The sequence below is a fragment of the Curtobacterium sp. L3-7 genome (assembly GCF_048756585.1).
GTDB lineage: Bacteria > Actinomycetota > Actinomycetes > Actinomycetales > Microbacteriaceae > Curtobacterium.
Window position 1 is genome coordinate 3,567,205 of record NZ_CP151474.1, and the last position, 13,393, is coordinate 3,580,597.

17 protein-coding genes are annotated in these 13,393 nt (G+C 71.1%); 8 read left to right on the forward strand and 9 right to left on the reverse strand.

What is annotated here, in order from left to right; translation table 11 throughout:
• The first annotated feature begins 11 nt into the window (after positions 1-11).
• Positions 12-1,016 carry an ABC transporter substrate-binding protein gene (locus tag AAEP80_RS17110; RefSeq protein WP_420365253.1) on the forward strand — a complete coding sequence of 335 codons (1,005 nt, stop codon included), beginning with the start codon at positions 12-14 and terminating at the stop codon, positions 1,014-1,016.
• A gap of 79 nt (positions 1,017-1,095) precedes the next feature.
• Here the strand turns inward: AAEP80_RS17110 and AAEP80_RS17115 are convergent, their stop codons facing one another.
• Positions 1,096-1,359, reverse strand: coding sequence for a hypothetical protein (locus tag AAEP80_RS17115; protein ID WP_413601261.1), 264 nt, complete (start codon positions 1,357-1,359; stop codon positions 1,096-1,098).
• Between the two features lie 146 nt (positions 1,360-1,505).
• Here AAEP80_RS17115 and AAEP80_RS17120 point away from each other — a divergent pair, with 146 nt between their 5' ends.
• The 3 genes from AAEP80_RS17120 (at position 1,506) to AAEP80_RS17130 (ending at position 3,622) form a co-directional block, all read left to right on the forward strand.
• Positions 1,506-1,679 (forward strand): CsbD family protein, encoded by a 174-nt coding sequence (locus tag AAEP80_RS17120; RefSeq protein WP_281265403.1) that lies wholly within the window; start codon positions 1,506-1,508, stop codon positions 1,677-1,679.
• A 99-nt stretch (positions 1,680-1,778) separates the two neighbouring features.
• Positions 1,779-2,582, forward strand: a complete 804-nt coding sequence (locus AAEP80_RS17125) for a DNA-formamidopyrimidine glycosylase family protein (RefSeq protein ID WP_420365254.1) — start codon at positions 1,779-1,781, stop codon at positions 2,580-2,582.
• A gap of 59 nt (positions 2,583-2,641) precedes the next feature.
• On the forward strand, positions 2,642-3,622 hold the full coding sequence (locus AAEP80_RS17130) for an alpha/beta hydrolase (protein ID WP_413601259.1): 981 nt from the start codon (positions 2,642-2,644) through the stop codon (positions 3,620-3,622).
• Positions 3,623-3,653: 31 nt separating this feature from the next.
• On the opposite strand, the gene bla is transcribed toward AAEP80_RS17130, so the two are convergent.
• Positions 3,654-4,553 (reverse strand): class A beta-lactamase, encoded by a 900-nt coding sequence (gene bla, locus AAEP80_RS17135; RefSeq protein ID WP_420365255.1) that lies wholly within the window; start codon positions 4,551-4,553, stop codon positions 3,654-3,656.
• Positions 4,554-4,640: 87 nt separating this feature from the next.
• On the opposite strand from bla, the gene AAEP80_RS17140 reads away from it, so the two are divergent.
• Both AAEP80_RS17140 and AAEP80_RS17145 read left to right on the forward strand, forming a co-directional pair.
• Complete coding sequence (locus AAEP80_RS17140) at positions 4,641-5,528, forward strand: LysR family transcriptional regulator (RefSeq protein ID WP_420365256.1); 888 nt, start codon at positions 4,641-4,643, stop codon at positions 5,526-5,528.
• Positions 5,518-6,420 (forward strand): serine hydrolase, encoded by a 903-nt coding sequence (locus AAEP80_RS17145; protein ID WP_420365257.1) that lies wholly within the window; start codon positions 5,518-5,520, stop codon positions 6,418-6,420. Before AAEP80_RS17140 ends, AAEP80_RS17145 begins: the two co-directional genes overlap by 11 nt.
• 29 nt (positions 6,421-6,449) lie before the next feature.
• Here AAEP80_RS17145 and AAEP80_RS17150 read toward each other — a convergent pair whose 3' ends face one another.
• Positions 6,450-6,824, reverse strand: a complete 375-nt coding sequence (locus tag AAEP80_RS17150) for a VOC family protein (RefSeq protein ID WP_420365258.1) — start codon at positions 6,822-6,824, stop codon at positions 6,450-6,452.
• Positions 6,825-6,846: 22 nt separating this feature from the next.
• Between AAEP80_RS17150 and AAEP80_RS17155 the strand changes: the two genes are divergently transcribed.
• Positions 6,847-7,068, forward strand: a complete 222-nt coding sequence (locus AAEP80_RS17155; protein WP_420365259.1) for a hypothetical protein — start codon at positions 6,847-6,849, stop codon at positions 7,066-7,068.
• Between the two features lie 196 nt (positions 7,069-7,264).
• Here AAEP80_RS17155 and AAEP80_RS17160 read toward each other — a convergent pair whose 3' ends face one another.
• Together AAEP80_RS17160 and AAEP80_RS17165 are read right to left on the reverse strand one after the other, a co-directional pair.
• Entirely contained in the window at positions 7,265-8,137 is an 873-nt protein-coding gene (locus AAEP80_RS17160; RefSeq protein ID WP_420365260.1) for a hypothetical protein, read from the reverse strand.
• Positions 8,138-8,227: 90 nt separating this feature from the next.
• A complete protein-coding gene (locus AAEP80_RS17165) occupies positions 8,228-8,932 on the reverse strand; it encodes a helix-turn-helix transcriptional regulator (protein ID WP_420365261.1) in 705 nt (234 codons plus the stop codon).
• Positions 8,933-8,971: 39 nt separating this feature from the next.
• Here AAEP80_RS17165 and AAEP80_RS17170 point away from each other — a divergent pair, with 39 nt between their 5' ends.
• Positions 8,972-9,553: a hypothetical protein gene (locus AAEP80_RS17170; protein WP_413601254.1), complete on the forward strand. Its 582-nt coding sequence runs from the start codon at positions 8,972-8,974 to the stop codon at positions 9,551-9,553.
• Between the two features lie 93 nt (positions 9,554-9,646).
• Here the strand turns inward: AAEP80_RS17170 and AAEP80_RS17175 are convergent, their stop codons facing one another.
• From AAEP80_RS17175 to AAEP80_RS17190, 4 genes are read right to left on the reverse strand one after another with little or no spacing between them, the layout of a single operon-like run.
• A complete protein-coding gene (locus tag AAEP80_RS17175; RefSeq protein ID WP_420365262.1) occupies positions 9,647-10,306 on the reverse strand; it encodes a response regulator in 660 nt (219 codons plus the stop codon).
• Entirely contained in the window at positions 10,303-11,568 is a 1,266-nt protein-coding gene (locus AAEP80_RS17180) for a histidine kinase (RefSeq protein WP_420365263.1), read from the reverse strand. The genes AAEP80_RS17175 and AAEP80_RS17180 overlap by 4 nt, the downstream gene beginning before the upstream one ends.
• On the reverse strand, positions 11,565-12,428 hold the full coding sequence (locus AAEP80_RS17185; protein ID WP_420365264.1) for an ABC transporter permease subunit: 864 nt from the start codon (positions 12,426-12,428) through the stop codon (positions 11,565-11,567). The genes AAEP80_RS17180 and AAEP80_RS17185 overlap by 4 nt, the downstream gene beginning before the upstream one ends.
• The gene (locus tag AAEP80_RS17190) at positions 12,425-13,336 is read right to left on the reverse strand and encodes an ABC transporter ATP-binding protein (protein ID WP_420365265.1); all 912 of its coding nucleotides are present in this window, start codon (positions 13,334-13,336) and stop codon (positions 12,425-12,427) included. Before AAEP80_RS17190 ends, AAEP80_RS17185 begins: the two co-directional genes overlap by 4 nt.
• Between the last annotated feature and the right edge of the window lie 57 nt (positions 13,337-13,393).

The window sequence follows — 13,393 nt, forward strand, 5'->3', positions numbered from 1 at the left end:
CCTCTCCTAACGTGAAGCTCCGTACCGTTCTCCTCAGCGCAGTGGCCGCGTCGGCCCTGCTCCTCGCCGGCTGCTCGTCCACGGGCGCCTCCGACTCCGCGGGCTCCGGCTCCAGCTCCGCGGCCGACGGGGGTGCGTGGTCGTACAAGGACGCCACCGGCACCACCGTGAAGGTCGACCACACGCCGAAGCGCGTCGTCGTGCTGAACGACATCGCGATCTCGTTCGTCGAGTACGGCCTGCACCCGGTCGGCACTTTCGGCCAGATCCCGATGACGCAGGACAAGCGGTTCGACGGGCTCGACACCGACGGCATCACGCAGCTCGGCACGGCGTACGGCGACATCGACCTCGAGAAGCTCGCCGCGCTCAAGCCCGACCTCGTCGTCACGTCGGTCTACCCGAAGGACGAGCAGGGCACGCTCGACTCCTCGGAGCCCGGCTACGGCTTCAAGGACACGGCACAGCAGAAGCAGATCCAGGCCATCGCGCCGGTCGCGCAGGTGAAGTGGGGCGGCAAGGGCCTCGACGTCATCAAGGACATCACGGGCCTCGCCGAATCCCTCGGGGCCGAGCAGTCGAAGGTCGACGCCGCCGAGAAGCGGTTCGACACCGCGAAGACGAAGCTCGAGACCGCGGCGAAGGAGAGCGACCTCACGGTCGTGTCGATGTACGCCGACGGCGACGGCGCGTACGTCACCCGCCCGGCCGACGAGCCGACGCTGCAGATGTACACCGACTTCGGCGTCGACCTGGTGAACCCGAAGCCGAAGGGCTTCTACTGGGGCATCTACAGCTGGGAGAACGCGGGCCAGATCACCGGCGACGTGATCCTGCTCTCGCAGCAGGGCTACCAGGTCGCGGACCTCGAGAAGCAGCCGACGTTCGCGGACAACAAGGCGCTCGTGGCCGGTCAGGTGCACAGCTGGACCTTCCCGGCGCTCGACTACGCCTCGCAGGCCGACTACATGACGGACCTGGCCGGGTGGCTGTCGGACAGCAAGAAGCTGTCCTAGAACGCGAGCGCGCGCGGACGGGAGGCACGGTGCCAGCTGGCACCGTGCCTCCCGTCCGTCTCGGCGCGATCGCGAGCCGTCAGTCCAGCGGGAGCAGCGGGGCCCAGAACGCATCGGGGCCGTCGGCGACGACGGCGTCCGCCTCGAAGCGGAACCCGTAGTCGCGGACGAACTCGGCCGCACCGGCGATCTCGTCCTGGGCGTCATCGCGGTCCGGCTCGAACAGGTACACGCCGTGCCCCATCGTCACCCCGCTGTCGCTGATGACGGAGAGGTCCCAGCGACCCGGCTCTGCTCGTTCGATGCGGACGACGGCGGCCTGCGCCTCGGTGAAGTCAGCCATGCCCGTGAGCGTACGTGGTGCGGCTGCGCTGTGCCCCGATCGCTGTGTCCCGCTCGCCGTCCCCCGGACCCCGAGAGCGCACCGAGCACGTCGGCATACCGTCGGCTCCACCGAAGAACTCCAGCACGCGAGGAAGGGATCGAACCATGTCACTCGGAGACAAGGCGAAGGACGTCACGCAGAAGGTCGTCGGCAAGGCCGAGGAAGCCGTCGGCAAGCACACCGACGACGCCGAGCTCACCCAGCAGGGCCAGTTCGACCAGGGCAAGGCCGAGGACCGCCTGCAGACGGAGAAGGCCAAGGACGACACCGGACACTGATCGTCCGGACTCGATCCGCGGAAGGCGGCCGCACCGACCCCGTCGGTGCGGCCGCCTTCGTCCGTCGACGGCGTCGGGGGTCACGGGTAGCGTGCTGCCATGCCCGAGGGTGACTCCGTGTTCCGCCTCGCGGTCCGGTTGCGGCAGGTCGACGGGGCCGTCGTCCACCAGGGCGAGATCCGCGGCGGCCGCGCGGCCGGGCTGCGCCTCGACGGGCGACGGGTCGTGGGGCACGCCACGCACGGCAAGCACCTCCTGACGCGGTTCGACGACGGCTCGACCCTGCACACGCACATGCGCATGCAGGGTTCGTGGACGATCACCGGCGCCGGCCGACGACTCCCGGCCAGCGCCGCACGGGGTGCTCGGGTCCGGATGGGCCTCGACGACGGGCGCACGGTCTGGGGGCTCGACCTGCCGGTGGTCGAGCACCTCCGCACCGCGGACGAACCCCTCGTCCTCGGGCACCTCGGCCCCGACCTCCTGCACGACGGGTTCGACGTGCACGCGGCCGCAGACCGGTTGCGCGCCTCGACGGCGCCGACGATCCGGGAAGCACTCCTCGACCAGCGGGTCGTCGCGGGGCTCGGCAACCTCTGGGTGAACGAGCTGTGCTTCCTCCGCGGGCTGCATCCGGCCACCCCCGTCTCGGCGGCCGACGGTGAGCCGCTCCTCGCCCTCGCGCGGCGGATGCTGTGGCACTCCGCGACCACGCCCGACGCCTACCAGACGACGACGGGCCGCCGCGGGAAGGGGCAACGGCACTGGGTCGTCGGTCGTGCCGGACGGCCGTGTCTCCGGTGCGCGACCGCCGTGCAGGCCGCTGACCACGTCGACGTCGCCGGTTCTCCACCGCGGCGGGCATGGTGGTGTCCGCGCTGCCAGCCGCTCCCCGCCTGCTGACCTGCCCGTCGACCGACCGACACCGTGCGCTCCGTGCCGGGGACCGGTAGGAACGAGGGATGACGCAGGGCGGGTGGACCGAGGACGTCCTCGGCGCGCCGTACGAACGGCTCGAGCTCCCGCTCGGCGAGGACCTCGAGGGACCGGTCGTCGCGACCCTCGTCCGTCGGCGACGATCACCCGCCGACCTGCTCCACGCCCGCGGGCCGCTGCACGGGGTCGACGTGCTCTACGTCCACGGCTGGTCGGACTACTTCTTCCAGACCGAACTCGCCGAACGCATCGAGCGGCTCGGCGCCCGGTTCCACGCACTGGACCTGCGGAAGTACGGCAGGAGTCTGCGTCCGCACCAGACACCGGGCCACATCGGGGACCTCGCCACGTACGACGAGGACATCGGCGCCGCCCTCGACGCGATCGCGTCGGAGCACCGCGGCGAGCGCCGACTGGTGCCGATGGGCCACTCGACGGGCGGGCTCACGCTGTCGCTGTGGGCGGCACGGCACGCGGAGCTCGTGTCCGGGTTGATCCTCAACAGCCCGTGGCTCGAGTTCCAGGCCGACTCCGCCGTGCGGGCGTTCATCGCACCGCTCGTCAAGCTCGGCGCCCGGCGGAACCCACTCGCGCCGCTGCCCGCCGTCGACCCCGGGTTCTACACGCGGACCGTCTCGGCGTCCGGCGAGGGGAACTGGACGTACGACCAGCGGTGGCGGCCGGAGCGGGGGTTCGCGCTGCACCCGGGCTGGCTCGACGCCGTCTTCGAGGGGCAGGCCACCGTCGAGCGCGGCCTCGGCCTCGAGGTCCCCGCCCTCGTGATGCTCAGCGACAAGAGCATGCTGCAGCCACGGTGGGACGACGGCATGGCGCACGCGGACGTCGCACTGAACGTCGACGTCGTGGCACGGCGGGCGCTCTCCCTCGGCGAGGAGGTGACCGTGCGGCGGCTCCGGGGAGCGTTGCACGACGTCGTGCTGTCCACGGAGCCGGTCCGCGAGCGCGCCTACGACACGATCGGGCGGTGGGCCGCGACGCTCGGGTGAGTGTCGGCACACCGTTCGCGCCGGTCGCTCGTCACCGCAGAGCGGCGACCGCCTGCTTCGTCGCCGCAGCGACCAGTGGGTCGTCGGCCTTCGCGTCCGACCGGTCCGTTGCCGTCATCACCACGACGACGATCGGTGCACGGCCGGTCGGGTAGACCACCGCGATGTCGTTCCGGACGCCGTACTCCCCCGTGCCGGTCTTGTCGGCGACCGGCCACGCGGGGTCGACCCCGGCGCGGACCGTGCCAGCCCCGGTGGTGTTGTCGAGCATCGTGTCGCGGAGGAGGGTCCGGTCGGTGGTGTCGAGCGTCTTCCCCAGCAGGACCCGCCGCAGGTCGGACGCGAACTGCGCAGGGGTCGTGGTGTCGCGGTCGTCGCCTGGGGTTGCCTCGTTCAGGTCCGGCTCGACGCGGTCGACGTTCGTGGTGCGGTCGCCGATGCCGCGGAGGTACCGCTCGACGGCGTCCGGGCCGCCGACGCGTTCGACGAGCAGGTTCGCCGCGGTGTTGTCGCTGAACCGCATCGCGGCGTCGATCAGCTCGCGGACGGTCATGCCGGTGTCCACGAACCGGCTGGTGATCGGCGCGTACTCGAGCAGGTCGCTGCGGTCGTAGTGCACGAGCGTGTCGAGGTCGGCGTCCGAGTCGTGGGCGAGCACCGCCGCGACGATGAACGTCTTGTTGGTCGACGCGAACGGGAAGCGTTCGTCCGACCGGTACGACACCCGGTGCCCGGACGCCGTGTCGATCGCGGTGACGCCGAGTCGGGCGTCGTGCTGGTGCTCGAGCACCGCGAACGCGCGGTCGGTGGAGTGTGTGGAGACCGACGCGGACGCGGAGGCGGCGGGCGCCGGTGACGTACTGCACCCGGTGAGTGCGATGGCCGCTGCGAGGACGATCGCTCCGACAGCCGTGCTGTTCCTGGTCCGCATGTCCCCAGCATCGTGCCTCGATCCCATGCTGTCGAAGACCGAACGGCGCCGTTCCATGCCACATCGGCATGGATTAGGGTGCACGGCATGGACCTCGTCGCCGCCTGCCGCGTGCTCGTCGAGGTGGAGGAACGCGGTGGCGTCACCCGCGCGGCCGCGGCGCTCGACATCGCGCAGTCGGTCGCGAGCCGCCGCATCGACGCCCTCGAACGACACCTCGGCGGCCCCCTGCTCGAACGGAGCTCCAGGAGCGCGGTGCTGACCCCGTTCGGCAAGGACCTCGTGCCGTCCGCCCGCCGGCTCGTCCGACTCGCGGACGAACTCGAGCTCGACGCCGACCGCGCCCGGCTCCGACCGGTGTCGATCGCCGTACCGGAGACCTGCACGACCAGGGACCTCGCGGTCGCCGAAGCCACGGCGCGCGGAGCCGGCGTGCGGCTCGACCTGCGTCGGGAACCGCCGGCACGCCGGGCCGAGCTCGCGGCTGCGCGGACGGTGCGGGTGTCGATCGTCGCCGTCCCGGCCGCCGGCGCACGGTGGCGGGTCCCGCTCGGCGCAGCCGGCCGACGCCACAACGACCGCCCGCTCCGGCTGGAGGGGCTGCGCACCCGTCGCACGATCCGTCAGCACGACGACGACCACGGCAGTCGCCTCCGCATCGGACCGGAGGACGACGTGCCCCACGTCCGCGACGTCCTCGACCGGGCGGCGGAAGCCGCTGGACTCCTGCCGTCCCAGCTGCCGACGGACGCGACGACGACGTCCTCGCTCGCCGCGGTCCTCGCCGACGGGGACCTGCTGCTGTGCTCGGAGGCGGAGTCCGTGGCGTACGGGTTGCACTGGCGACCGTTCGTCGGCACGGAGCTCGCACGCGGGTACGCCGTCCTCGCGGAGAGCGAGCTCGACGCCGACGCGGTGCAGCGGGCGGTCGCCGACGAACTGGCCGTCGCGCTGGGGGTGCCCGATGTCGGATGAACGGTTCCTCGCCGGGGTCCGTGACGAGCTCCGGGCGGCGGGGCTCCGCGCGTCGATCCTCGTCCGCGACCTCGACACCGGTCACGAGATCGCGCTCGACGCGGACGTGCCCCTCCCCGCCGCCTCGCTGACGAAGCTGCCGATCGCCCTCGCCGTGCTGGACCGCGTCGAGGACGGCAGGCTCGACGGCGCGCAGGCGGTGACCGTGCCCGCCGGGAACCCGACCGAGGGGACCCCGGGCACCGGACGGTTCCGGCACGCGGCCGTGATCGCCGTCGACGACCTCGTGTCCCTCGCGCTGACGATCAGCGACAACGGCGCGGCGGACGCCCTGCTCGAGCTCGTCCCGCCCGCCGACGTGACGGCGGACCTCACCGCGCTGCACCTCACCGGCATCGCCGTCCGCCACCCGTTCCGCGACCTGTCCGACACACCGCTCGAACGGTTCGCGCCCGACGAGGCACACCTCGCCCACACGCTCGCGATCCGCGGGTCGACACCGGCGCACGGGCACCCCGTCCGGCAGCTCGACGTCGCGCGGACCAACACCGGTACGGCACGTGCGTGGGTCGACCTGCTCGCCGCGATCTGGAACGAACGGGGCGTCCGACCCGCCGTCGCGCACCGGCTCCGCGAGCACCTGCACGGCAACGTCATCCGGCACCGAATCGCCCCCGACTTCGCGTCGGACGCCTCGACCTGGGCGTCCAAGACGGGGACGCTCCTGAACCTCCGGCACGAGATCGGCGTGGTCGAGCACGCCGACGGCTCCCGGTTCGCCGTCGCGGCGCTGAGTGCGTCCGAGGTGGCCGCGGGCACCCAGCCGGCTGCGGAAGCAGCCCTGGGCGCGGCAGCCCGCGAGCTGCACGACCGGCTCCGCGACCCGCGGTGAGGGCCGACGCCGCTCAGGCTGTCAGAGGCTCAGGCGGCCGGGCGGGAGAACAGGTTCACGAGGTTGCCGTCGGGGTCCCGGAACAGCGTCGACCGGTTGCCCCACGGCATCGTCGTCGGCGGCAGCACCACGTCGTCGAGGTCTGCCTGCAGCGCGTCGAACGCGGCGTCGACGTCGTCCACCAGGAACTCGACGACCACGCTGCCGTTCGACTGCGCGATCGGCGCGTCGCTCGCCAGCATCGCGACGGTCGCCGGGGACGCCAACGCGAGGACCAGGCCGCCGGTGACGACCTCCGCGAACACCGGAGCCGGGCGGCTCGCGGTCGTCCCCGTGACGCGCTCGTAGAACGCGGTCATGCGGTCGAGGTCGTCGGTGATGATGCGGATGGATGCGAACTGCATGGTGGCCTCTCCGTCGGCCGCGGTGACCGACGTCCCGAGCATGCTCCACCGTGGCGACACCGTCATGTCGGTGTTTCAGGAGTGCGGTTCAATACGCCTGCCGCAGCACCGGTCGGAGCACCCCGTGCGGGATGTCGAGTTCGCCGTGGAAGGCACCGGCGATCGCAGCACCAAGGCTGCCTTCGACACCACCTACGGCTACCTCGCCGTCACGAAGAGCACCGCCTCCACCCCGCGTCCGTGACGAACTTGCGGTTGGCCTGGTGTGCTCGATCGTCGAAGCCGTTTTGAGTAGTCACCCGGCCGGCGGCGGCCCGTCTCAATAGCCGATCCCGCAGCGGGGCTCGGTTGATGCGAAGCCGAAGCCCCCGTCCGTCATGCAGGCATGCGGGCATGCGGGCATGCGACGGACGGAAGTCGACAGGAACCGAATAAGTTACTCAGTCGAACAAGAAGCCAGTAGCAGGATCGATGTCCGCGAGGAAGGAACGAATTTCGGATTCGACGGTAGAACGATTGCCGATCGGATGGCCGCTCGAGTTTCCGACTTCCGTCATAGAAAACCCGTAATTCTCATTTGGCCCCGATACCCACGTAATATCTAGCCGCCCACTGGCGTCGCGTTTTATCTCAAACCGCTCGCCGGCTACGTCGATGATCTCGGTATCCATATCTCTGACCATACTACTTTTGCCTGCCTGCGTCACCGTCTGCCCATGTGCTCCAGGGACTGTTTCTTTGACCGTATATACGTCAACCGTGACGTAGGGTCGCCAATCCCATTTAGTACTGCCACTGCAGGTGCAGCATGCCGCTGCACGCTTCCCCGGGCCGCCACCAGAGGCCGGGTTCTTGAGCGTCTCCCCTTTGCCGATTTTGGACCAGCATCCATTGGTCTTTCGCTGCAAGACTGCTGTGACGGCGGCCTTCGCTGAATACTTGCAGCCCACATTTGTCCACCACCTGTGCACGGACATATCCCCACCCGAGTAATGCGGCTTATCGCTACCAATGAAAGAGGCACGTACCTCCAGTGCCGTCGCCCGCTTGGCGCTGCCACTGCCGGAACTAGTCGCTTCCGTGCCCTCTACCGCGCTTTCGTCAGGCGCGGGCAAGGAATCGGGCAAGAGCGCATCAGATGATCGAACAACGGCGGGAGCGCTGGAAGCGCTATATCCCGCCCCCAAGCCAGGTTGAGTCGGAGCCGCGACCTGAACGTTCCATGCATACATTTGCCCGTCGGCGAGCACCTGTGACGGCACCTTCCATCCGGCTCCATGGTCACCATCCGTGCCCGCAAATTCGCCAGACATGGTGGCCTCTCCGTCGGCCGCGGTGACCGACGTCCCGAGCATCCTCCACCGCGGCGACACCGTCTTGTCGGTGTTTCAAGAACCGGCGCTTCAGGAACCCGGACGACCGAGCACCGGCCGGAGCACCCCGTGCGGGATGTCGAGATCCTCGACCGCGATCGTCCGGGCCGGCGAGCGCTCCCCGGTCTCCTCGACGTGCAGCACCCGATCGCCGCGGAACACCCGGACGCCATCGCGCAGGCGGCACCACGCGACGAGGTACCAGTCCTCGCCCTTGCCGATGTACCCGAGGGGCTCGACGAGGCGTTCGGACGCGGCCCCGTGTGCGTCCCGGTAGGTCATCCGCAGCACCCGCCCGTCGGTGAGTGCGCGCGCGAGCCCCGTCGGCGGCGCAGCACGGTCACCCGATTCCAACAGGTGCACCCTGCTCGCGAGCCGCGCCGTCCGCGCCGCGTCGTCCTCCGTCAGGACCGCCGTCACCTTGCGTGCAGCAGACGCCGCGGCGTCCCGGAACGGACTCCCAGCGAGCGCGCCGAGCCCGATCGACACGGCGAGTGCCTCGTCCACCGTGAGTCCGAGCGGCGGGAGCGTCGCGCGAGCGTCGATCGTGTAACCGCCGGTCCGCCCGGCGTCCGCCCAGATCGGGACGCCCGACTCCTGCAGTGCGCGGAGGTCCCGCTCGACCGTCCGCGTGCTGACGCCGAACCGCTCTGCCAGCCGTGTCGCACTCCGACGGGCCGGCGCAGCGGCACGGAGCTCCTCGACCAACGCGTACAGGCGGTCCGTCCGGTTCACACCAGGACCATACGGCAGTGCGGCGGCTAGCCTCGCGGCATGGGTCTCTCCGTCAGCGCCGACGACCGGATCCGCGCCCTCACGACCGCGCTGGCCCACGCGGCCCCGGGGAGCGTCGTGACACTCCGTGGATCGCGGGCAGCGGGCACCGAGGACGAGTTCAGTGACATCGACCTCCGGTGGGGCGTCGGCACGATCGGCGACCAGGCGCTCGAGTCCCTCCCGTCGGCGCTCGGCACGATCGGCACGGTGGAGTCACTGCGCCTCGATCCGGACGAGGAACGAGGCCGGCGACTCGTCTTCGTCCGGTTCACCGACTGGTCGCTCTTCGAGCGCGTCGACCTCGAGGTGGGCGGCGTGTTCGGCGACACGGCCCCGTCGTGGGCCCGTCCGTGGTCGCCGGCCGAGAGCGCACTCATGAACGCGGTTGCCGCGGTCAAGGCGGTCGGCCGTGGACGCGGCGACGTCGACGGGCTCCTGGCACGAGGAGCGGCGCGACTCGGCGCCGCTCCCCCGACCGGATCGTTGGTGGAGCGGGTCGACGCAGTCGTCGATGCTGCGGTCCGCGCCGACCCGGCGCAGCGGACCCTGGCGGCCAGGGTCCGCGCACTCGTTACGTGATCCGTGCCGGACGGGAGGCTCGTGACGACGCCGCCACGAGCCTCCCGTCCGCCGCCGCGACCGTCACCCGACCAGCTCCCCGTCACGGTCGCGTCAGCGACCGTCGCGCACCAGCCCGTGCTCGTACGCGAAGATCACGGCGTGCACCCTGTCCCGCAGCTCCAACTTCGCGAGCACCCGCCCCACGTGCGTCTTCACGGTCGACTCGCTCGTGTGCAGCGTCGCGGCGATCTCAGGATTCGACAGCCCGCCGGCCATGGCGAGCAGCACGTCTCGTTCCCGGGGCGTCAACGCCGCCGCCGCGTCACCCGTGTGCTGGTCGGGGTCCGGCAGCCGGGTGCCGAACAGTTCGAGCATCCGCTGCGTCACACGCGGTGACACGACCGCCTCGCCCGACGCGACGGCACGGATGGCGTCGAGGAGCTGCGCCGAGCTGATGTCCTTGAGCAGGAATCCGCTCGCACCGGCCCGCAGTCCTCCGAAGGCGTACTCGTCCAGGTCGAAGGTCGTGAGGACGAGCACGCGCGACTCCGGGACCTGCTCGACGATCGCCGCCGTCGCCGTCACGCCGTCCACCCGGGGCATCCTGACGTCCATGAGCACAACGTCCGGGCGGTGTGCGCGTGCGAGCTGCACCCCGGCGGCGCCGTCCTCGGCCTCCCCGACCACCTCGATGTCGGGTTGGGCATCGAGGAGCAGGCGGAACCCGGTGCGGATCAGCTGCTGATCGTCGACGATCGCGACGCGGATCACGGCTCGCCCATCCGGATCGGGATCGACGCCCGGACCTCCCACCCGCCGTCGGGGCGCGGCCCGGCGTCGACGGTGCCGCCGAGCGCGTGGGCCCGCTCCCGGACGCCGACGAGTCCACGGCCGGACCCGATCGGCGTGGACGGTCGTTCCGTGCGCCCGTCGTCGGTCACGGTGACCAGGACCTCGTGGGCGGTGCTCACCACGCCCGCCGACACCGTACGGGCGTCGGGTGCGTAGCGGACGGCGTTCGTCAGGCCCTCCTGGACGATCCGGTAGACGGTGAGCTGCAGCGTCTCGTCGGCCGGTGATGCCCCGGCGACCTCGAGCGTGACCGGGGTGCCGAGCGCACGGAACCCGTCGACGAGTTCGGGGAGGTCACGGAGCACCGGCTGGGGCGCCCGTTCGTCCGGCCCTGCTGCCGAGTCCTGGTCCGCGTCGGTCAGGACGCCGAGCATGCGGCGCATGTCGGTCATGGCGCTCCGGCCGACCTCGGCGACCCCGCGCATCGCCGCTGCCGACGGCTCCGATGCGGGGATGCTCGCGGCAGCGCCCTCAGCGAGCCGGACCATCACGGTGACCGAGTGCGACACGATGTCGTGCATCTCGCGGGCGATCCGGGCACGTTCGGCCGCGGCGGCGAGCTGCGCCTGCTGGTCCCGCTCGCGTGCGAGTTGGTGCGCGCGGTCGATGAGCGCCGCGGTGTAGCGACGGCGATCCCCGACCGTGGTGCCGATGAGCACGGCGATCACCAGGAACGCCGGCAGCGCTGGTGCGAACACCTCGGCGAGCCCTCCGGAGCCGGGGGCCACGAACCACACCCGGACGGCGGTGGCCGCGGCGCCGAGCACCGACGCGACGGCGATGCTCCACCACCCGGCCGCGCGCGACCACCACACGCACGCGGCGAAGGCGGCGAACAACATCGGCGAGTAGCCCGCCTCGGTCCACGCCATCGCGACCACCGATGCCAGAGCTGCGACGACGGTGATCTGCGGACGGGTTCGGCGGAAGGGGATGCCGGCGACGGCGACGAGGACGAGGCAGATGACGACGACCGTGTCCGTGACCGACGAGTTCGCACGCCAGAGCCCGGCGATCGCGAACACGACCTCCGGCGCTCCCCAGAAGACCATGAGCGACACGTCGGCCACCCGCGGGTGCTCCGCCCACAGCCGGCGGAGCGGTCCGGGGGCGACGGGCAGCGTGAGGTCCCCGGTGTCGCCGTGAGTGGCGGCACCGGGGACGGATCGGGGTCGCCTCACGCGTCCCGCTTCTGCGCGAGGACGAGTGCCGTCACCATCGCGACGACCACCCAGGCCGTCAGCACCGCGAAGCCGCTCCACCCTCCCAAGGCTAGGACCCCGTCGTGCCAGCCAGAGGTGTCCTTCGTCCCGAACTGCATCAGGGGCTGCCCGGCGTTCTGCGGGAGGAGGTTGTTCAGCGTGCCGAGCCACTTCGCGTTCGTGAACCCCTGCACGAGCTGCACGATGACGGGTGCGACGAGCATGAGCCCGAGCACGCTGGCGATCGCCCCCGCGGTGGAGCGCACGATGACGCCGACCGCGAAGGCGAGCAGACCGATGAGCGTCACGTACACCGACGCACCGAGCAGCGGCATCGCGACGCTGCCGTCGAGGGACGCCTCGACGTGGTTCGCGTTCGCGATCGGAACCGTCACGAAGGCCGTCGCCCAGACGCTGATCGCGCTCGCGACGAAGATCGTGACGGCGAGGACGATGCCCTTCGCGGCGAGCGCCTCCCACCGGCGGGGAACCGCGGCGAACGTCGACCGGATCATGCCGGTGCCGTACTCGCCCGTGACCACGAGGGCGCCGATCACCGCGACGACGAGGACCGAGATCGTCGTGCCGACCGTGCTGTACTGCACGAGGGCGTTCCTGGCGGCGTCACCCGTGAAGCTCCGGCCGTCGTCGTTCGCCAGCGACGCCAGCAGGACGCCGATGCCGACGGGCAGGACGACGAGGACCACGAGGCTCCAGATCGTCGATCGGAGCGACCGCATCTTGATCCACTCCGAGCGCAGGACACCACTGAAGTGCAGCCGTGCCGCGTCGTGCTGGTGCAGGGTCCTGGTGGCCCCTGCTGTCATCGTGGCGCTCATCGGGCCACCTCCGATCGGTACTCGACCTCGTCGTGCGTGAGCTCGAGGTAGGCCTGTTCGAGACTCGCCTCGGTCGACGCGAGTCGGTGCAGGACGACACCGGTCCGCGCCGCTGCCTCGCCGATCTGCTCGGCTCCGAGCCCACGGACGTGCAGCGAGCCGTCATCGTCGTACGTGATCACGACGTCGGGGCCGGCGATGGCCGCCATGAGCCGGTCAGGCTCCGGCGTCCGGACCGACACGGACCGCTCGGTGGACGCGGCGACCAGGTCGGCGAGGTCGGTGTCCGCGAGGACGCGCCCGCGGCCCATCACCACGATCCGGTCGGCGGTCAGCGCCATCTCGCTCATGAGGTGGCTGGAGATGAACACCGCGCGCCCCTCGGCGGCGAGGCTCCTGGCGAGCTGTCTGACCCACACGACGCCCTCTGGGTCGAGCCCGTTGACGGGTTCGTCGAGGATGAGCGTCTGCGGGTCGCCGAGGAGCGCCGCGGCGATGCCGAGTCGCTGGCCCATGCCGAGCGAGAACCCGCCGACACGCTTCTTCGCGACCTGCTCGAGACCGGTCATGCCGATGACCTCGTCGACCCGTGCCTTGGGAATGCGGTGCGTCGCAGCGAGGGCGAGCAGGTGGTCGTGGGCGCTCCGGCCCCGGTGCACCGCCTTCGCCTCGAGCAGGGCGCCGACGCGGCGCAGTGGGTCGCGGAGCTCCCGGTACGGGCGTCCGTCGACCACGGCACTGCCGGACGTGGGGCTGTCCAGGCCCATCACGGCACGCATGGTCGTGGACTTGCCGGCACCGTTCGGGCCGAGGAAGCCGGTCACGACACCGGGGCGCACGGTGAACGACACGTCGTCGACGGCGACCTTCTCGCCGTAGCGCTTGGTCAGGTTCTGGATCTCGATCATGCGGGCAACGCTACGAACGGAAGCCACCGCCCCACATCGTCGTCGCCGCCGATCTCA